This window comes from Thermobaculum sp. T2p (assembly GCF_059335935.1).
This window is the reverse complement of the sequence record NZ_JANZYQ010000004.1, coordinates 1-19,798: the sequence shown is the minus strand read 5'-3', so window position 1 is coordinate 19,798 and position 19,798 is coordinate 1. Positions and strand designations below refer to the sequence as shown.

The following is a 19,798-nucleotide window of genomic DNA, read 5'->3' as shown; positions in this document are numbered from 1 at the left end:
CAGAATTGGTTGAAATGGGCCAAGGGGGAACCTATGACCACATACTTTTCCAAGCAAACCGAAGAGAAAAGAATCACTGACACTCACTATATCCGGGCTTATCTTGAAGAGGTACTAACACGACTCAATGCTCACGGCAGAGAGATTTCTCTTCACCTTAAAAAAGCGTTTACGGAAGAAGACAAACCAGGTGTGAGTCTTGAACAAGCAGTCGAATCCTATGGACGATTGATTATACTGGGCAGAGCTGGAGCCGGGAAAACATCCCTGGCCAAAAAAGCTGTGCTGCATGTGGCTAACAGAGCCCTACGTTCGCATTTTGGAGCAGAACCAGGAAAGAGATCTCTCTCCATCGATGATCAGCGTATACCTGTGCTGGTACAGCTCCAGTCTCTTGAATCCGTAGAGATTCACGATATGCTAGCTGGTGCATTCCAACAAGCAGGTATCACTCTCCCCGATGAGGAATTTCCACAGAGAGTCGTAGAGAACTACCCCTTACTCTTGGTACTAGATGGGTTAGACGAGATTCGACCTGATATTAGGCTCGAAGCCGCAGCTGAAATAGCTTCTATGGTTTCCAAGCCAGGTAGCGCTAATAGGTTCGTGATTACCTGCAAGGAAGACGAATTCCCCCTATACAGAGTCTGGTTTGAACGTTGCGAGATCAGATCAATAGAGCCCATCAACGAATCACAGGTAAGGCTGTTTTTGGAAGATTGTACCGATCCCAAGAGGAGAGATAGAGTTCTCTCCCACCCTAGAGCCTTTGAGGTGCTTTCCACAACAAAGGTACTTAATCTAGCCAAGCAAGAGCTTGACGACACTAGATCTAACATAAATAGCATAGGCGATCTAGTACTAGCCAGCAGCCGTAAGCTTTTGATGGAAGCTGAGAGTAAGAAAAGAAACAGCGAGGGATTCGCCGGAGCTCAAAGCCGTACCTTGATGAAGCTGCTGGCAGCATTAGCTTTTTCCCTGAAAGCAGACTCAGTCAAAGATCTTTCAAGAGATCAAGCCAGGGGCATAATATCAGCATCCTCAGGAGATAGTACATCCTCCGAACAGCTGCTCGAAGTACTCCTATCATCAGGAATCATAGAAAGCTCAGATTCCCGAAGGAGAATCAAATTCAGGGATGAACTAACCCTGGAGGTGTTTGCTGCCTATGCAATCTCACTTCATCTAGAATCTGGCGGTGACCTGAAGGACTACATAAGCGACTCAAGCAAGAGAGAGAAGTGGGGGAATGTAGTATCCCTTCTTTATGGTATTCACTTGGACAAGGAAAAGCTGCTCTCAGATATCCTGGGTGATGGTCAAAGTTTGCCCCTCGTCAGGCTAGCAGTAACCTGCATAACTCAGAACGAGCCCGAGGAGAAGTGGTCCTACATAACATCAAGAGGAGATCTGGATGCTCAAGCTCATTACTACCTAGGACGCGCTTTTGCGGACTTCGGCTTCTACGCACATGCGTCCAACGAGCTAAACAGAGCTATCGAAAAGAAGTTAGATAGCGCTGATGTACATTACCAATTGGGTAAGATTCACGAGGCCGAAGGAAAATATGAGCTAGCTTGTCAGCAGTACGAGCTAGCCGTAGAGAGAGACCCCTCTAACGTCAACTATCGCCGTAGTTTTGGGTTAGCGTTGGCACTATGCAACAAGTACGATTTAGCCGCCGCCAAGCTGAGAGAGGTGGTAGATATACTCAAGTCAGATTGTGCATTAACCCAGCACGAGCTAGGCAATATATATAAGATTCAAGGTAGGTTGCAGCAAGCCCTCGAGCAGTTTCAAGATGCAGCCACCATGTCTCCCAGTAGCGCAGTCTACCTGACCAGCTTGGGATCTGTACTGGCAGCCTGCGGAGATGATCAGGAGGCAGAAAGGGAGCTAAGGCGGGCGCTAGATCTAGATCCTAATTATGCACCTGCAGCCAACGAGCTGGCTGCAGTACTGGAAAGGCAAGGCAAACTGGACCTTGCATTGGCCAACTACCAGAAAGCAACCGAGATTCAGCCCGAAGAGCCTTTGTATCACCGCAATGCTGGAGCAATTCTTAGAAAGCTCGGCAGAGTAGAGGAGGCAGAGAGAGAGCTTGTTACCGCTATAGAATTGGACAGCAAGTATGCAGATGCTTATAACGAACTCGGTAGCCTGTATATGGATATGGGTAAGCATATAGTTGCCCTTGAGAACTTCCAGAAGGCTATCCAATACTCACCTGAACAGCCAGAATACTATCTACAGATGGGTCTGACCTACAGAGCTCTTAAGCAGCCAGCAAAAGCAATAACCGCCCTGCAGATAGCACTGTCTATGGATCCCAAAGACCTAAACAAGCGGGCTATACTTGCAGAAACCTACTACCAATCTGGACGTTTGACGGAAGCTATTGAGGAATATAGATGGGCTATAGAGCTGAGTGGTGGTATGCCTCAATACCTGCTCAACGCTGCCATAGTACAGAGAAAGGCGGGAATGCTTGAGGATGCTGAAGAATCACTCAAAAAGGTCATCCAGAATAATCCCGACTTGGCACCTGCATACTTTGAGCTTGGCATGGTTGCTGAGCAGAAAGGCGATTATATACTTGCTCTAGAGAGGTATCGGAAGGCACTGGAACTATCGCCTGATAATGAGCGCTTTATTGTTGCGGTAAGCAGGTCTGCTCGACTATCAGGCAACTTGCTTCAGGCTGACGAACTAATAAGGAATGCATTCTCCAGGATGCCTGAATCAGCACTCATATACGATGAGCTAGGAACTATTGAGTTTGTAAGAGGAAATTATCAGAAGGCAAGCGAGTGCTTCCTCAAGGCAACCAAGCTCTCTCCTGAAAGCTCAGATTTCTGGGCTCATCTTGGTAAGTCATACAGACACCTGACAAGGCTTGATGAAGCAAAAGAAGCTTGTGAGGAAGCACTAAGACTTGATTCCAGCAACCCAGCTGCTCATCACGAGATGGGTATGTTGCTGATTGCCCTGAACGAGGAAGAGGAAGCACTAAGCCATTTTCGCAAGGCAGCTAGACTTGATGCCCGAAATGCTCAATACGCGCTTGATCTGGGAGCTTGTGCTCGCAAACTCGGGAGGATCAATGAAGCTCTAACATGGTTGGAAAAGGCTCTGGCGCTTGACCCCAATAACGGTCAAGCGCATGCAGAACTGGGCATGCTCATAGGAGGCAGGGGCCAATGGGAGGAGGCACTTGCCCACTTTAGATCCTCCCTTCTTATTGATGAGCAGAACGTCGACTATATTCACATGTACGGCATAGCTTGCTTGCACACGGATGCAATAGAGGATGCTATCAAGACTTTGGAGAGAGCCCTAGCTCTGGATCCAAGAAGAGCAGATATATACGTAACCTACGCCGAAGCTCTCGAAAGAGCAGGTAAAAGAGAAGAGGCTATCCAGAACTTGCAAGAGGCAGTACGTCTGGACGGCACGAATGTGAGCTATAAGGTCAAGCTGGGGTCAATGCTTCGTAGATATGGGGAATATCAAGATGCAGAAGACCTATTGCTCAAGTGTATAGACGATCACCCACAATCTGCTCAAGCACACAGCGAACTGGGAATGCTTTACATGGATCTGGGGCTACAGGAGAAGGCGTTAAGGCACCATGAGATCGCATGCTCACTAGATGATAGGTCTCCGGAGTATAAGTATCGAATGGCGCTAGCACTTATCCATCTCAAGAGATATGCCGAAGCCATAGATACCATACTTACAGCTATACAAGCCCACCCTGAAGCAGCCGAATACTATCATGCCCTAGGCAGGGCTCACATGGGACTGAGCCAGTATGAAGAAGCTGTGCGGGCGTTCGAGAAGGCTGTAGAAATAGCCCCTAGCGTAGCACAATACCATCGCGACCTGGGAATAGCATATAGGTCCATATCCGAGTACGGCGCAGCCTGTCAGGAAATAGAAGAGGCTGTCAGGATATCTCCTGACGTCGCAGCTTGGTACAACGACCTGGGAATATGCTACGAACGTAGAGGTTGGCTACATGAAGCTGTGCAAGCGTTTGAGAAAGCAATTGAGCTTCAACCCAGAGAGCCTGTATACCTAAGTAATGCCGGTAATGTCCTCAGGCAGCAGAGAAAGCATGATTTAGCTCTCCAGCGCCTGCAAAAGGCCATCGAGCTTGACAGTAACTTTGCAGAACCATATCACCAGATGGCGCTAGTCATGCAGGACATGGGTAGATTCGATGATGCGTACGATCTCTTTCAACAGTCTATAAACCTATCTCCAGATAATCCTCGCTACCACTACAATCTTGGGATACTAATGAAATCTCAAGGAGATCTACATGGTGCCATAAACCAGGTATCCAAGGCTATAGACATACAGCCAAACAATGCCGAGTGGCATTCTACTTTGGCTGATCTCTATTTCCAAATAGGGATGTTGGATAAGGCTCGCAAAGAAGCTGAAGAGGCTTCTCGGCTTGATCCAGACAATTACAGATATCATCGTCAACTATCTGTAATTGCTAGAGAGACACAAGACTTGGATCAAGCTCTGGCAAGTGCTAGACAGGCTCTAAAGTGCGCACCGGATGAGCCCCAGGCGATCGCCGAGCTTGCAAGTGTACAGGAAGCATTAGGAGAGCTTACCAGTGCGCTCGCCCTTTACAAGCAAGCCGCTATGTTAGACCCTCTCAATGCAGATTATCATCGCAAGATAGGATCTATCTACCGTCATCTGGGCAAGACTCAAGAGTCTTCGCAATCACTGCAGAAGGCCATAGATCTTGCACCCAAAGATCCCGAATCCTTATTTGAAATGGGACAGCTCTATCTGCAGACAGACAGGTTTGACGAAGCTTGCAAGGTGCTACAGAAAGCAACTCAGCTGGCTCCGGATAATCCAACTTACAGATTCCATTATGGCTTGGCTATCATGAGGCTTAAGGAACGCGAAGATAAGCTAAGGAGCGCACGCCTGCTCGCTAGCTCATCTCAGGCAAGCTACGAACAAGCCATAGAGGAGATAGAAGCCGCACTTAGGATAGAGCACAATCATGCTGACTGGCACAACACATTGGGTGAATTGTATGAACTCGTGGACGATTATGAGGGTGCTCTGCACCACTTCAGATGGGCCTCAGATATCGACTCAGATTGTGCACTATTCCAGTACAATCAAGGCCGAATATACAAAAAGCTGAGAGATTACGATCGAGCAATTCGCGCATTTCAGATGGCAGTTCGACTAGACCCTGAATTTGCTCAGGCTTATTCAGAGCTTGGAGCCACTTATAACATGGTCGGGAACCATTCTGAGGCTTTGATCAACTATGAGAGAGCGCTACAGATTAGACCCGATGATGGGCTTACGCTGAGGAGGCTAGGATCAACTTATAGACAAATGAAGAAATTCAAAGATGCGATCTCTATTCTGCAAAAAGCTGCAGAGATCGATCCCCAAGATCCAGAGATCTATAATGAGCTAGGACTAGCCTACAGAGCCCAGGGTAAGCACAGAGAAGCGCTAGCTGAGTTTGAACACGCACTGAAGCTCAAGCCAGATAATGCTACTTATAATCGCAATGCGGCTATAGCTCATCAGGATCTCAAGCAAACCAAGCTAGCTATAGAGAAGCTGCAACACGCTGTTATGCTTGAGCCCTATCAACCAACATGGCACTTCGAGCTTGGTGCCCTGCTGGAGTCCTCTGAGCGATATGAGGAAGCGCTTGCAGAGTACAACGAAGCTATGCAGCTCAACCCAGACGGCGCCATATATGCTTTCAGAGCTGCAGAAGTGTGCGAGCGCATGGGCAAGAAAGAGGAGGCAATAGAATGCCTCAAATACGCACTCAAGCTGGAACCACGAAACTACGAATGGAGGTTCAAGCTAGGATGCATGTACTTAGACATGGAATACTTCGCGCCAGCTGCCGAGGAGCTAGCTAAGAGCCTAGAGATAGAGCCTGAATCAGCAGAGGCTCACCTTAAGCTAGGGATTGCGCTAATAAACCTCGAGCAGTACGATCAAGCTCTAGAACGTCTAATGGATGCAGCCAGAATAGAACCTAATAATTTCGACGTACATGAGCAGCTCAGCCTGGTAATGGAGAAGCTCGGTAGACCAGAGGAGGCTATCAGCCATATAGCTCAAGCTCTGCTTTTGGATAGCTCGCGAGCTGATCTCTACCGTAGAGCTGGGAAGCTATATGCCGATATGGATAGGTTGGAGGAGGCAGCACAGGCTTTAGAAAAAGCCCTGGAGCTGGATCCAGATGATGCTGAGACACACTCAGAGTTGGGGCTAATATACGAAGCTCAGGAGAAGCTTAAACTAGCTCTTGGAGAACAGAAGGAAGCTATCAGGCTAGACCCGAAGAATCCTATCTACGAGTTACGGGCAGCCTCCATCTGCCGACAGCTCAGGTGGTTCGAAGAGGCTATGGCAGCACTTGAAAGATCCCTAAACCTCGACCCAGAGAACGCCGCGGCTTACAATGAGAGAGGAATGCTTTATGAAGCTATGGGTAACCTTGATGCAGCTAGAGAACAATATGAGATCGCGGTAAGACTTCAACCAGACGAAGCCCTCTATCACCGCAATCTTGGAGTTGTATATAAGAAGCTGAAGAGGTACGATTTGGCCGCAGCAGAACTGAGACAAGCTGTCAAGCTCAAACCAGGATATGCGGATGCTTATAAAGAACTGACTACGGTAAGCACACTATCTTTCATTACCAGGGGATTTGGCAAGGAACGAGCTTCCTAAACAGAGCAGATATACAGGAGCAGCAATATGATTTTATCTGACACGATGATCATAGACGCGATAAAGACTGGATGGGTGTCCTTTGACCCACCGGTTGACATAGACATACAGGTCCAACCAGCTTCGGTTGATCTGCGGCTTGGCAACACCTTTAGGGTCTACAACTATGCGCAACAGGCAGTTATAGATCCGACCGAAGACATAGATCTTGATTCGATATCTCAGATTGTGCGACTGGAAGACAAACCATTCATATTGCACCCAGGCGCATTTGTACTGGGATCTACGATGGAATACGTAAAAATACCCCCTGATTTAGTTGGGAGGCTTGAAGGTAGAAGTAGCCTCGGTAGATTGGGTGTAGTTGTACATTCTACGGCTGGATTCATAGACCCAGGTTTTGAGGGTAACATAACTCTTGAGATCAGCAATATCGGGAAGATACCAGTTGCCCTAAGAGCTGGTATTAGAATATGCCAACTCACTCTTATGCATACAGGGCCTGTAGCTCGTCCATACGGTCCACTAAGAGGCAGCAAGTATCAGGGGCAGAGAGAACCTACTCCAAGCAGGATCAAGAACGACGTAGAATTCCTCAGAAGAGGTGAGATAAAAGTAGGGGAAAGCTAGGGTGCTCGTGAAGCACGTGGTAGCAATATGATTGCTACCACGTGCGATCTTTGTATTGCCCTTCGTACAGCTTGTGTGCTCTGGTAGGTAGTTTGAAGAATACTAACTGCACTATGCGAGCATCCTTACGTACCCAAAACCCGTGTGGATTATGTACACAGAGCATAGCTTCGCCCTTTCCCCTAAAACCCGAATCCCATAGGGCAGTTCCAACCGACACTCCCATCCTCAGAAGGCTGGATCTAGGCCTAGCAATAGCAAACCTATCCTCGGGAATAGTCACTAGCTCATTGAAACCAATCTTGTAGGAGCCATGTGGTAGCCATATCCAACCTTCTGGGTCAAACTCAAGCCTCTCAGTCCGTGGCAAGACTCTCTCGCTATTATCAAATGCCAGTTTGCCAGCTTCCAGAAAACGCTCTACCCAAGCAAGTGTAAGTTCTACACCGTTGGGCTGCGTCTGTTCCTCAAGGTCTATATAATCCCTGATAAAGTCTGCTGCGTTGATATCCACTTCCTCAGACATATCATAGCTCCACTACTATTTATTCAAGATAAAATACCTCATTGGGCATACATAATCAGCTAAACTCGTGATAACGAAAACATTTATTATGATATTGCAAAGCAAGAGGGCATGATCGCATCAATCAAGGGACATATAGAATACAAGCTGAACGATGGGTTGATCGTACAGGTCGGAGGTGTTGGCCTGAGGGTATTCACGCCATCCTCGACGGTTAGAGAGATTGGGGAGATCGGTGATGAAGTGTACCTGCATACATACCTGATGGTTAGAGAAGACGCCTTAACACTTTACGGCTTCTCCACTAGAGAACAGCTAGGATTGTTTGAGCTGCTCATATCGGTAACTGGAGTGGGCCCTAACCATGCCCTAAATATACTATCATCGGCAAGTGTCGAAGAGATACAGACGGCTATTGCTCAGGAGAACGCGCAATTCTTCTCACTCATACCAAGAATAGGCAAGAAACTAGCTGCAAGGATAATTCTAGAGCTGAAGGGCAAAGTGGAACCTTCCGGTAAGGCGGTCCAGATAATCGGGCACAAAGATGAGGAGCTGGTTTCTGCGCTCTTAGCGCTTGGCTACACACTTGGAGAGGCACAAGCAGCTGTCCGTAGTCTTCCTACAGATAAAGAGCTTCCCATGGAGGAGAAGCTTAGGCTAGCGCTCTCCTATTTCAGCACTCCTTAGGAGGAGCCTGATGCAAGACAGCATACTAGATGTAGCGGGTATTGAAGTTGGTAGCACTGAGGACCAAATTATTCGTACCGGCTGCACAGTGGTGCTGTGCAAGCAGGGAGCTACTGTAGGGGTAGATGTTAGGGGAGCTGCTCCAGCTACGAGAGAAACAGATCTATGCAGACCAGGTAATCTAGTCAGCAAAGTACATGCAATCCTCCTGACAGGTGGAAGTGCTTTTGGATTGGATTCAGCAAGCGGCGTAATGCGTTTCCTATGGGAGAGAGGTATTGGTTTTGATACTCCAGCAGCCAGAGTCCCAATAGTTCCAGCAGCTGCTATCTATGATCTAAATGTAGGTAGAGTAGGCTGGCCTCACTCCGAGATGGCATACCAAGCCTGTCGGGAAGCTACAAGCGAGGCAATGAGCAGAGGTAGAGTAGGGGCTGGAACCGGCGCCACCGTAGGGAAGATCCTTGGTCCCAAGAACTGCACTGAAGGGGGGTTAGGGTCAGCAAGTGAGCAGGTAGAAGGCTTCCGCGTAGGTGCACTAGTAGTGGTTAATGCTCTGGGAGATGTGGTTGATCCTAATAGTGGAGAGATAATAGCAGGGCCAAAAGACCCTTTAACGGGGAAATTCATAAGTACAGAGGAAGTACTTCTAAGGGGAACACCAAGCGCACTAAATGAAGGGCAAAACACTACTCTAGTCGTAGTTGCCACAGACGCACCTCTATCTAAGGAGCAAGCAAACAGGCTAGCCTCTATATCACATGATGGTCTAGCAAGGGCTATTCGCCCTGCACATACACTGGTAGATGGAGACGTGGTTTTTGCTCTATCCACAACTACAGATAACCAGGTAGTTACTACAGATCAAATGATAGCTTTAGGTGCTGGAGCTATAAGAGCCGTAGAGAGGGCAATCCTGGACGCAGTAAAAGTAAATCATTATTAGAGGCTCGAATCGAGTGCTCTCTGGCGCAATCTTTCCTGATCCAAATAGTCCTGCAACAGGACCGCAGCAGCCTCAGCATCGATAGCAAGTTTCTTTCTACTCGACCTACCAGGTTTGCGTCGCGACTCTAATAGCCTTCTCTCAGCCTCTACCGAGGTCAAACGCTCATCTACAAGCTCAACTGGTAACCCCGTAGCATTCTCTATCTGCTTTGCCAGCTCCCTAGCGCGGACTGCCTCCTCACCCTCGTACCCTGACATGTGCAGAGGCAGTCCTACTACTATCTTCTCCACATTCTCACGCTCAGCTATGCGTCTGATCTCTTCCAGATCTCTAACGGAAGTGGTCCTGTGAATAACCTTATAGGCCGTGGCCAACAAACCTGTAGGATCGCTCAAGGCTATTCCTATTCTCTTCCTGCCAGGATCTATTCCCATAATAACCATTGTGTCTCTTACTTACCTTCAAGCTGCCTTGCTAGCACCTCATCAACAGAGCCAAGAGCCTCCTCAAGCTTCTCAGGGAAACGACCTCCAGCCTCGGCCCTATCGGGTCGCCCACCTCCGCCTCCACCCACAAGAGCAGATATCTCCTTGACGAGCTTGCCAGCATGCACGCCCTTCTGGACCAGGTCCGGGGTAACTACAGCGACTATACTAGGCTTGCCCTGAAGAACAGAGCCCACCACCACCACTCCGGATCTTAGTCGATCTTTAAGTCTATCGGCGAGGTCAGACATGGCTTCCCGGCTATCGAGGCTCGTCTGAGCCACTAACAACTTGGTACCATCGACCTGACGAACGTTGCGCAGCATCTGATCTATCTCACCAGCAGCAATCCGTCTTCTAAGCTGTTCTATCTGTCTCTCCTGCTCTCTAAGTCTTTCTTGGAGCAAAGCAACCTGCCTCTCTATCTCAGAAGTGGGAACTTTTAGCTTGGATCCTAAGCGATCCAGCAGCTCCATTCTTTCTCGAGCATACCTAATTGCTCCTCTACCAGTAACAGCCTCAATTCTTCTTACCCCGCTAGCTATACTCCCCTCGCTGGTGAGGTATATCGGACCTATCTCCCCAGTATGATGCACATGCGTGCCACCACAAAGCTCGCTACCATAATCCTCTATACTTACAACCCTCACTATATCTCCATATTTCTCTCCAAACAGAGCCATAGCACCAGAAGCTATTGCCTCGGTATAAGGTCTCTCCTGTGCATAGACTTTTCTATCATCCTGGCTAACATCGTTGATTATTCTCTCGATTTCGAAGAACTCCTCATGTGATAGCTGCGAAGGATGTGTAAAGTCAAATCGTAATCTATCTGGTGCCACTAGCGAACCTGCCTGGCGAGCATGGGGACCTAGCACATCTCTCAAGGTCTTGTGCAGGATATGCGTTGCGGTATGGTTTCTCATGATATCCTGGCGTCGTCTAGCTTCTACCACCAGATCAACATTCTGCCCCACACTGATGGAACCATGTAGTACTCTACCCCTATGCAGGATATAGCCATTGACAGGTCTCTGAGTATCCAATACATGGAAATCACCCTCCGGACCTGTTATAACGCCAGTATCCCCCACTTGACCACCAGCTTCGGCATAAAAAGGTGTCCTGTCGAGGAGTATCTCAGCTTCTTGCCCCTCTTCAACCTTATCAACGATCTCACCCTCTCGGATAATGGCCACAACCCTGCCAGTATCCTCTAGAGTGGTATAGCCGGTAAATTGCGTAGGTTCACCGCTCAGAGCAGCATAAGCAGCAGGCATCTTTGCAGTGAAGGTACTTGCAGCCCTACTCTGAGCTCGCTGCCTCTCCATGGCACGTTTGAATCCCTCGATATCAACTAAGAACCCACGATCCCTGGCAAGCTCCAGAGTAAGGTCCAGTGGGAAGCCATACGTATCATAAAGACGAAACGCCTCCCCTCCAGGAATCTCCTTCTGACCACTTGCCGACAGCTTATCGATCAAATCGTCAAGTTGAGCAACCCCCCTGGCTAAAGTCCTAGAGAAATGCTCTTCTTCTGCCCTTGTAACCTTATCAATGAAACTCCATTGGTCTTCAAGCTCAGTATAATGATGCCCCATTATGTCGACTACTACTCTAGCGGTCTCGCTAAGGAAATGTCCTTCAATGCCAATCCGTCTACCAAAACGGATTGCCCTTCTGATAATCCTTCGCAGGACGTAGGATCTCCCCTCGTTACCTGGAGTAACTCCATCTGCTATCAAAAACGCAAGGGATCTACTATGGTCGGCAATAACTCTATAAGCAACTATCTCCCTTAGACGATCCTCATCAGTGTGTCCAGCTATTCGCTGGACCTCATCCATAATAGGTACAAAGAGGTCTGTCTCGAATATAGAGTCAACACCTTGCATGATTGCTGAGGTGCGCTCCAAGCCTAGGCCTGTGTCTATATTCTTCTTAGGTAGTGGAGTCCTGTTTCCTGACTCATCCTGGTAGTACTGCATAAAGACCAGGTTCCAAAACTCCCAAAACCTTCCGCAATCATGTGCGGGAGTACAGTTTGGATCTCCGCATCCCTTTTCTGGACCGCGATCATAGAATATCTCGGAATTCGGCCCACAAGGACCGACATCCGCCATCTGCCAGAAATTATCCTCATCTCCCATCCTTATTATTCTGCTCTCAGGGAGCCCAGCTACTTCCTGCCATAAGGACGCAGCTTCATCATCTGTGTAGTGCACCGTGGCCCAAAGCCTAGAAGGTTCAAGCCCCAGCACCTGAGTAACAAATTCCCAAGCGTAACCAATAGCCTCGCGTTTGAAGTAGTCCCCAAAACTAAAGTTGCCTAGCATCTCAAAAAAAGTCAGATGCCTGGCACTAGGGCCAACATTCTCCAGATCATTATGCTTGCCACCCGCCCGCATACATTTTTGGGCAGTGGTAGCTCTGGTATAAGATCGCGACTCCCTGCCTAAAAAGACATCCTTAAACTGCACCATTCCAGAGTTGGTAAACAGCAATGTGGGATCTTTGGCCGGAACTAGCGAAGAGCTAGGTACGACAGTATGGCCATGAGCTTCAAAGAATTCAAGGAACTTGGATCTAATTTCGCTACTCTTCATCCTTTTTGGAATCCTCTCAAACAAACCCCTTTGTAATCCCTGTATAAGTATGGCAGAAATAATACAAATCGATAGGCTTACGTAAACTGTAACTCACTCCTGTAATCAACACTGGTAATATGGACTTGGAAATAGCACAAAGCATACTTACAATAGGCTCTAAAATTATAGAGCAACAAGACATGTTATTATATGATTTGTTCTAACGGTTTAAAAATTGTGGTCTCGTGTAATACTTAGGGTACATGCTAACATTGACGTGTATAAAAGTTAGGAATATACTTGTCCGGCACTTGTTGCACGGTGCATATTAGGAGCGAGCTTTGGCCAAAATGGAAACACGAACAGAAAACAAAGAGCAACTCCTCGAGCTATATCGTAAGATGCTCCTCATACGACACTTCGAGGAAAGAGCGGCCCAACTCTACACACAAGCTTATATAGGTGGCTACTGTCATCTCAATGTGGGAGAAGAGGCTACAGTAGTTGGCGCTCTGACCTCAATAAGAGAAGATGATTACGTCTTCACCTATTACCGAGAGCACGGACATGCGTTGACTCTTGGTAGCGATCCTAAGGCAGTCATGGCCGAGCTATGTGGTAAGGTTACAGGACTGTCCAAAGGTCGTGGGGGGTCTATGCACCTATTTGACAAAAAGCATAGACTCTACGGAGGGTACGGTATTGTAGGTGGACACTTACCCTTAGCTGTGGGTGCTGCCATGGCGATTGAATATAAAGGTGAGGATAGTATCGTCATGTGCCTCTTTGGTGAGGGTGCAACCAATATAGGAGCATTCCATGAGGCGCTCAACTTGGCTAAGGTGTATCATCTGCCAGTGTTATTCTTCTGCGTCAATAACCAGTACGCCATGGGTGCACGTGTTGATGAGGACTCCGCAGTTCCTGAGATGTGGATGAAAGCATGTGCTTATAATATGCCAGCTGAGAAGGTAGACGGCATGGACCTCTTCGCAGTACGCGAGGTCACCCAGCGCATGGTAGAGAAGGTAAGAGAGTCCCGCGAACCGATGTTTCTTGAGGCTATAACCTATAGGTTTAGAGGTCACTCCATGGCCGATGCTGGCAGATATAGAACACAGGAAGAGGTCAAGCAGTGGATGCAAAGAGATCCAATACATTTGACTGCTCGTAGGCTCGAGGAGATGGGTGTTCTCGATAGCGAGCTTAAGGCCAAGATAGAGTCCGAAGTTGAACAGGAAATAGAAGAGGCAACCAAGTTCGCTATAGAAAGTCCTGACCCTGAGATCAGTGATCTTTACAAATACGTATATACAGAGGACGGTGAGTAATTGGCTGTCAAGACCTATCGCGAAGCGCTCAACGAAGCTCTCAGAGAGGAGATGGAACGCGATCCCAATGTCTTCATCATAGGAGAAGACGTTGGGAAGTTTGAAGGAGCATATAGAGTAACTCAAGGGCTTTTAGCTCAGTTCGGACCCAAGAGAGTCAGAGACGCTCCCATATCAGAAACAGGCTTCCTAGGGGCTGGTATAGGGGCCGCGATGCTTGGTCTGAGGCCAGTAGTGGAGTTCATGACCATAAACTTTATCCTTGTGGCCATGGATCAAGTCATCAACCACGCAGCCAAGATACGCTACATGTTCGGTGGCGAAGTATCTGTACCAATGGTTATACGTGCTCCAGGTGGTGCAGGCCAGCAGCTGACTGCCCAGCACTCACAGAGTTTCGAAGTATGGTTTGCTCACACACCAGGGTTAAAGGTCATGGCTCCATCGAGTCCCGCTGATGCAAAGGGGATGCTCAAGACAGCTATAAGAGACCCGGACCCTGTCTTCTTCCTGGAAAACCTAGCTCTCTATAACACCAGGGGCGAAGTTCCTGAGGGAGAATATACTGTACCTCTAGGCAAGGCTGACGTAAAGCGTGAAGGCACAGACGTAACTCTTATCTCCCACTCAAGAGCCGTGAACTGGTGCTTGCAAGCAGCGCAACAGCTTGAGAAAGAGGGTGTGAGCGTAGAGGTAGTAGACCTTAGATCCTTAAGACCCCTCGACATGGAGACGGTAATAGAATCCGTGAAGAAGACCAATAGAGCAGTCACAGTCGAGGAAGGATGGCTGAGCTTTGGCGTGGGGGCAGAAGTAGCTAGCAGACTAATGGAGCAGGCTTTTGACTATTTAGACGCTCCGGTACTAAGAGTTGGTGGAGCAGAGGTGCCGATGCCCTATGCTAAACCCCTGGAGAGAGCTGCCATGCCATCAGTAGACAAGATAGTTGCGAGAGTCAGAGAAGTACTCGAGTAAAGTATATTTGAGATCAGGAGTGAATTGCTGATATGAACCTAACGATGCCTAGACTTAGCGATACCATGGAGGAAGGCACCGTAGGTAAGTGGCTCAAGAAAGAAGGTGACTCCTTCAAAAAAGGTGAGGCAATAGCCGAGATACAGACCGATAAAGCTAACATGGAGCTTGAGGCCTTTCAGGATGGAGTAATTGAGAAGATACTCGTCCAGGAAGGTCAAACTGTACCTGTAGGAGAGCCAATAGCAATCATTCGCTCACCATCAGAGGCACCAGCTCCTTCTGAGGCGCCCACTACAGAAGAACCAAAGCATGAAGCTAAACCCCAAGAGCCTGTGCAGGAGCAAACTCCTCAGCCAGCTGAAAGCTCGATTCCGATTGCTCCGCGTGAAGAGGCTGGGACTGCTGCTCCTCAAAGCCGTATAAAGGCTTCACCTCTTGCTCGACGTATCGCACAGGAACTAGGTATAGACCTTGCCACCGTCAAAGGTACAGGCCCTAACGGTAGGATCAAGAGAGAAGATGTAGAGAAAGCAGCTGCATCAAGGACTCAGGTGCCCAAAGTTGAAGAAACACCTGCCGCCGCAGAGGCAGTACCACCCAGCAGAGTAGAGCCCTTTACTCGCATCCAGAGCATCATTGCTCAGAGGATGGTGCAAAGCAAGACTCAGGTACCACACATCTACATCACCATTGAATTAGACATGTCTAAGGCTATAGCTTTGCGACAGGAGATCAATCAGTTAGGTGAGCCACCTGTAAGCTTCAACGATATGGTCATAAAGGCCTGTGGCTTGGCGCTGCGCAACTATCCGTTAGCTAATGCCTCTTATGTTGATGGAGGTATAAAGTATAACGAACAAGTAAATGTGGGCTTTGCCGTAGCTACTAAAGGGGCTCTGTATGTCCCTGTAATAAGAGATGCTGACAAGAAGAACCTCAGGCAGATAGCTGCTGAAACTAGGGCCTTGATCGGCAAAGCAAGAGAGAATAAACTCAGCCCCCAGGATCTGTCTGGAGGAACATTCACCGTATCTAATCTGGGAATGTATGGTGTTGAGGAGTTTCAAGCCGTAGTTAACCAACCTGAGGCTGCGATTCTTGCAGTTGGGGCAATCACCCAGAAACCGGTTGTGCAGGATGGACAGATAGTTATAGGTAATCGTATGAGGGTAACCCTCTCAGCAGATCATCGTGTTCTGTACGGAGCCGACGCAGCAGAGTTTCTCAACGAGTTGAGGAAGTTCCTAGAAAATCCTCTGCTGCTGGCCTTCTAAGGAATATGATAAACCGGTGATGGGTGGGTAGCATGTTTGGAGGTAAATATAATGGCAACCACCCAGGATAAAATCTCCGCAACTAATTCCCAGGACCGCCACACAGAACTTGGGCTAACCGCCGAAGACTTGAAGAAGATGTACCGCCTCATGGTGCTTGCGCGCACACTCGATGAGCGCATGTGGATACTAAACAGGCAAGGCAAGGTACACTTCGTTATATCCGGGCAGGGGCAGGAAGGAGCCCAGATAGGGACAGCTTACGCTCTAAGGCCTGGCGTGGACTTTTTTGTCCCATACTACCGTGACCTGACAGTCTGCCTGTATGCTGGTGTAACGCCGAGAGAGATCATGCTGTCCCTATTTGCGCGAGCTGATGACCCAGCTAGCGGAGGCAGACAGATGCCGGGTCATTACAGCTACAAACCGCTAAAGATAGTCACAGGATCAAGCCCTATCGCCACCCAGATACCCCATGCCGTGGGCATAGCACTGGCATCCAAGATCAAGAACGAAGATGTCGTCACCGCTGTATGGTTCGGAGAGGCAGCAAGCAGCAAAGGTGATTTCCATGAAGGGCTCAACTTTGCAGGCGTGATAAAGGCCCCTGTCATATTCATATGTGAGAACAACCATTACGCTATCTCCGTACCTCAAAACAAGCAGATGGCTGTTCCCAACGTGGCAGACAAAGCTTGTGCATATGGCTTTCCAGGAGTAGTAACTGATGGCAATGACGTGTTGGACGTATACAAAGCCATGAAGGCTGCTGTCGAAAGAGCAAGGGCTGGTGAAGGGCCAACACTTATAGAATGTAAAACTTATAGGATAGTACCCCATTCCTCAGATGATGATGAGAGCCGATACAGAACCAAGGTAGAAGTTGAGGAATGGAAGAGAAAGGGACCTATCGAAAGGCTACGAACCTACATGCAGGCCCAGGGCATATGGTCCGAAGAATTCGAAAGTCAGGTAAAGAGCGAGGCGTTGTCGATCGTAGACGATGCTACTAGATTTGCAGAGCAAGCCTCCCCTCCATCTCCATCATCACTACTTAGACATGTGTTTGCTGAGGAGGCAAAATGAATGGCGACCAAAACCGTCATACAGACTATTAGAGACACCTTGTTTGAGGAGATGGAGCGTGATGAAAGAATCATAATCCTTGGTGAAGATGTCGGTCTGGCTGGTGGAGTATTCGGAGCCACGAAAGGCTTACAAGAAAGGTTTGGGGAATGGCGAGTGATCGATACCCCCCTGGCAGAATCGGCCATCATAGGTACGGCAATTGGAGCAGCCCTAAATGGTTTACTCCCCATTCCGGAAATACAGTTCGCAGACTTCATACACCCAGCTTTTGACCAGATAGTAAACGAAGCTGCTCGCATACGTTACAGATCTAATGGCGCATGGAATGTACAGATGGTTATACGTTGCCCTTGGGGTGGGGGTATTCACGGAGCACTCTATCATTCTCAGAGCGTAGAGTCCTTTTTCACTCATGTTCCAGGTCTAAAAGTCGTTGCTCCAAGCACTCCATACGACGTAGCAGGATTGCTCCGTAGCTCAATAGATGACCCAGATCCCGTGTTATTTCTAGAACACAAAAAGACCTACAGGTTGATAAAGGGAGAGGTACCTGAGGGGGATCGATTCAAAGTGCCTATAGGCAAAGCAAAAATCGTGCGTCAAGGGAATGACGTGAGCGTATTTGCATACGGGCTCATGGTTCATCAATCACTGGAAGCTGCTAACCTACTCTCGAACGAGGGCATAGAAGCAGAGGTGGTCGATCTGAGGACTTTATCCCCTCTGGATAAAGAGACTATCTTGAACTCTGTAGCCAAGACAGGTAAGGCTCTTATAGTCCACGAAGATAACATTACTGGTGGTTTCGGGGCCGAGATAGCGGCAATTATAGCTTCAGAAGGATTCGAGTATATGGACGGCCCCATCACCCGCTTAGCAGGACCAGATGTGCCTGCTATTCCGTTTGCTAGCACCCTCGAAGAAGCATTCTTACCAAACACCTATAAAATAGCGGAGGCTATTCGTAACCTTGCCAAGTACTAAACCACTAGCTTGCCTATATATGAGGAGTCAGTATGCGTATCACCATGCCACAGCTAGGGGAAAGCGTCGTAGAAGGTACTATCGGTAAGTGGTTCAAGAAGGAGGGTGAAACCGTTCAGGAGTATGAACCCCTTCTTGAGGTTATTACTGACAAGGTCAGCGCCGATTACCCCTCGCCAATCACAGGCAAAATAGTCAAGATATTGGTTCCTGAGGGTCAAACTGTGCCAGTAGGCACAGAGATAGCCGAAGTAGAAATCATATCCGAAACGAAGCCAGAAGCAGCTGCAGCTAGCATTCGCTCTGAGCCTGACGAATTGCCCCAACAGCAGGATACCCTGACTGCTCATCTAAGTAGGGAGAAGGGTAAGCCTCATAGGTATTCTCCAGCTGTAAGAAGGCTTGCTGAGGAATATAAGCTTGATCTTTCAAAGATCAAGGGATCTGGATTAGGGGGCAGGGTTACTAAGAAAGATGTCGAGTCCTATATAAATACCCTGGAAAGCATCAAGACGCATGAACCTGAAGCCGCTAAGGCCGTAGCTTACAGGCCTCAGGAGACTGCATTCAAACCATTGCATATGCTTCCAGGGGATGAGATTGTACCCCTGACTCACATGAGGCGAGCTATAGCTGATCACATGGTACAAAGCGTCTATACGGCCCCGCATGTCACGGCAGTCATAGAGGTAGATATGACCAACATCGTACGATATAGAGAAAGTATTAAAGACGCTTTCCAAAAACACGAAGGCATACCTATAACTTATTTACCCTTTGTTGTTTCTGCCGTGGCACAAAGCCTAAGAGAGCATCCAATACTCAACTCTTCCTGGAGCAACGAGGGCATAGTACTACACAAGCAGATAAACATAGGCATAGCTGTGGCTTTAGAAGATGGTCTGCTGGTACCGGTGATCAAGCAAGCTGACGAGAGAAATATCGTTGGTCTAGCAAGGACTATCTACGAGTTGTCTAATAAAGCTAGGGCAGGTAAACTATCTCCCGAGGACGTCCAGGGTGGTACGTTCACTGTAAACAACCCTGGGACATTTGGCACGATAATATCGACTCCAATTATAGTGCAGCCTCAGGCTGCTATACTGACCATGGAGGCCATAATCAAGCGTCCAGTAGTCATTAACGACGCTATAGCAATACGTTCCATGATGTATATGTGCCTATCATTCGATCACAGAATCCTAGATGGCCTACAGGCAGCTAGGTTTCTGCAAAGCGTAAAAAGGAAATTGGAAACATTCGACCCTGACAAATCAGGGATTGGCTACAGATAGTGGAGGTTTAGCATGAAGCCGGACGTAGAGCACATGAGCGATGGTAGTCCTGCCTATGAGCTGCCCAAGCCCAGCTGGATCAAGGCCAAGATACCCAGCGGCCCCAACTACCAGGAGCTCAAGGGGTTGATGAGGGGGTTGGGTTTGCACACGGTGTGCGAGGAGGCGCACTGTCCCAACATAGGGGACTGCTGGGAGAGGCGCACAGCCACCTTCATGATCC

The 19,798-nt window shown here is 48.4% G+C and carries 13 protein-coding genes and 1 pseudogene; 11 read left to right on the top strand and 3 right to left on the bottom strand.

The annotated features are described in order from the left end of the window. The first annotated feature begins 33 nt into the window (after positions 1–33). Together N2245_RS01495 and dcd are read left to right on the top strand one after the other, a co-directional pair. The gene (locus N2245_RS01495; RefSeq protein ID WP_494534966.1) at positions 34–6,756 is read left to right on the top strand and encodes a tetratricopeptide repeat protein; all 6,723 of its coding nucleotides are present in this window, start codon (positions 34–36) and stop codon (positions 6,754–6,756) included. Positions 6,757–6,783: 27 nt separating this feature from the next. Continuing rightward, on the top strand, positions 6,784–7,386 hold the full coding sequence (dcd, locus tag N2245_RS01490; protein ID WP_012874041.1) for a dCTP deaminase: 603 nt from the start codon (positions 6,784–6,786) through the stop codon (positions 7,384–7,386). 34 nt (positions 7,387–7,420) lie between these two features. On the opposite strand, the gene N2245_RS01485 is transcribed toward dcd, so the two are convergent. Further along, positions 7,421–7,912 carry a deoxyuridine 5'-triphosphate nucleotidohydrolase gene (locus tag N2245_RS01485; protein WP_494534965.1) on the bottom strand — a complete coding sequence of 164 codons (492 nt, stop codon included), beginning with the start codon at positions 7,910–7,912 and terminating at the stop codon, positions 7,421–7,423. A 111-nt stretch (positions 7,913–8,023) separates the two neighbouring features. On the opposite strand from N2245_RS01485, the gene ruvA reads away from it, so the two are divergent. Further along, entirely contained in the window at positions 8,024–8,602 is a 579-nt protein-coding gene (ruvA, locus tag N2245_RS01480; protein WP_494534964.1) for a Holliday junction branch migration protein RuvA, read from the top strand. Positions 8,603–8,612: 10 nt separating this feature from the next. Continuing rightward, on the top strand, positions 8,613–9,548 hold the full coding sequence (locus N2245_RS01475) for a P1 family peptidase (RefSeq protein WP_494534963.1): 936 nt from the start codon (positions 8,613–8,615) through the stop codon (positions 9,546–9,548). On the opposite strand, the gene ruvX is transcribed toward N2245_RS01475, so the two are convergent. Next, entirely contained in the window at positions 9,545–9,985 is a 441-nt protein-coding gene (gene ruvX, locus N2245_RS01470) for a Holliday junction resolvase RuvX (RefSeq protein WP_494534962.1), read from the bottom strand. The two genes, N2245_RS01475 and ruvX, sit on opposite strands and share 4 nt — an antisense overlap. A 17-nt stretch (positions 9,986–10,002) precedes the next feature. Beyond that, the gene (alaS, locus tag N2245_RS01465) at positions 10,003–12,642 is read right to left on the bottom strand and encodes an alanine--tRNA ligase (RefSeq protein ID WP_494534961.1); all 2,640 of its coding nucleotides are present in this window, start codon (positions 12,640–12,642) and stop codon (positions 10,003–10,005) included. A 332-nt stretch (positions 12,643–12,974) separates the two neighbouring features. On the opposite strand from alaS, the gene pdhA reads away from it, so the two are divergent. The 7 genes and pseudogenes from pdhA to N2245_RS01430 form a co-directional block, all read left to right on the top strand. Next, positions 12,975–13,955: a pyruvate dehydrogenase (acetyl-transferring) E1 component subunit alpha gene (gene pdhA / locus N2245_RS01460; protein WP_494534960.1), complete on the top strand. Its 981-nt coding sequence runs from the start codon at positions 12,975–12,977 to the stop codon at positions 13,953–13,955. After that, positions 13,956–14,930, top strand: coding sequence for a pyruvate dehydrogenase complex E1 component subunit beta (locus tag N2245_RS01455; protein ID WP_494534959.1), 975 nt, complete (start codon positions 13,956–13,958; stop codon positions 14,928–14,930). A 32-nt stretch (positions 14,931–14,962) separates the two neighbouring features. Continuing rightward, positions 14,963–16,207: a dihydrolipoamide acetyltransferase family protein gene (locus N2245_RS01450; RefSeq protein WP_494534958.1), complete on the top strand. Its 1,245-nt coding sequence runs from the start codon at positions 14,963–14,965 to the stop codon at positions 16,205–16,207. A 51-nt stretch (positions 16,208–16,258) separates the two neighbouring features. Then, positions 16,259–17,293, top strand: a complete 1,035-nt coding sequence (locus tag N2245_RS01445; protein WP_494534957.1) for a thiamine pyrophosphate-dependent dehydrogenase E1 component subunit alpha — start codon at positions 16,259–16,261, stop codon at positions 17,291–17,293. Then, positions 17,294–18,280 carry an alpha-ketoacid dehydrogenase subunit beta gene (locus N2245_RS01440; RefSeq protein ID WP_494534956.1) on the top strand — a complete coding sequence of 329 codons (987 nt, stop codon included), beginning with the start codon at positions 17,294–17,296 and terminating at the stop codon, positions 18,278–18,280. A gap of 32 nt (positions 18,281–18,312) precedes the next feature. After that, positions 18,313–19,575, top strand: coding sequence for a dihydrolipoamide acetyltransferase family protein (locus N2245_RS01435; protein WP_494534955.1), 1,263 nt, complete (start codon positions 18,313–18,315; stop codon positions 19,573–19,575). Positions 19,576–19,587: 12 nt separating this feature from the next. Beyond that, a pseudogene (locus N2245_RS01430) lies at positions 19,588–19,798 on the top strand (lipoyl synthase); the annotation flags it as partial.

Coding starts and splice junctions, on each gene's coding strand:
- alaS (WP_494534961.1), bottom strand. CDS start 12,642: ATGAAGAGTAGCGAAATTAGATCCAAGTTCCTTGAATTCTTTGAAGCT.
- N2245_RS01445 (WP_494534957.1), top strand. CDS start 16,259: ATGGCAACCACCCAGGATAAAATCTCCGCAACTAATTCCCAGGACCGC.
- N2245_RS01440 (WP_494534956.1), top strand. CDS start 17,294: ATGGCGACCAAAACCGTCATACAGACTATTAGAGACACCTTGTTTGAG.
- N2245_RS01435 (WP_494534955.1), top strand. CDS start 18,313: ATGCGTATCACCATGCCACAGCTAGGGGAAAGCGTCGTAGAAGGTACT.
- pdhA (WP_494534960.1), top strand. CDS start 12,975: ATGGAAACACGAACAGAAAACAAAGAGCAACTCCTCGAGCTATATCGT.
- ruvX (WP_494534962.1), bottom strand. CDS start 9,985: ATGGGAATAGATCCTGGCAGGAAGAGAATAGGAATAGCCTTGAGCGAT.
- dcd (WP_012874041.1), top strand. CDS start 6,784: ATGATTTTATCTGACACGATGATCATAGACGCGATAAAGACTGGATGG.
- N2245_RS01495 (WP_494534966.1), top strand. CDS start 34: ATGACCACATACTTTTCCAAGCAAACCGAAGAGAAAAGAATCACTGAC.
- ruvA (WP_494534964.1), top strand. CDS start 8,024: ATGATCGCATCAATCAAGGGACATATAGAATACAAGCTGAACGATGGG.
- N2245_RS01475 (WP_494534963.1), top strand. CDS start 8,613: ATGCAAGACAGCATACTAGATGTAGCGGGTATTGAAGTTGGTAGCACT.
- N2245_RS01450 (WP_494534958.1), top strand. CDS start 14,963: ATGAACCTAACGATGCCTAGACTTAGCGATACCATGGAGGAAGGCACC.
- N2245_RS01485 (WP_494534965.1), bottom strand. CDS start 7,912: ATGTCTGAGGAAGTGGATATCAACGCAGCAGACTTTATCAGGGATTAT.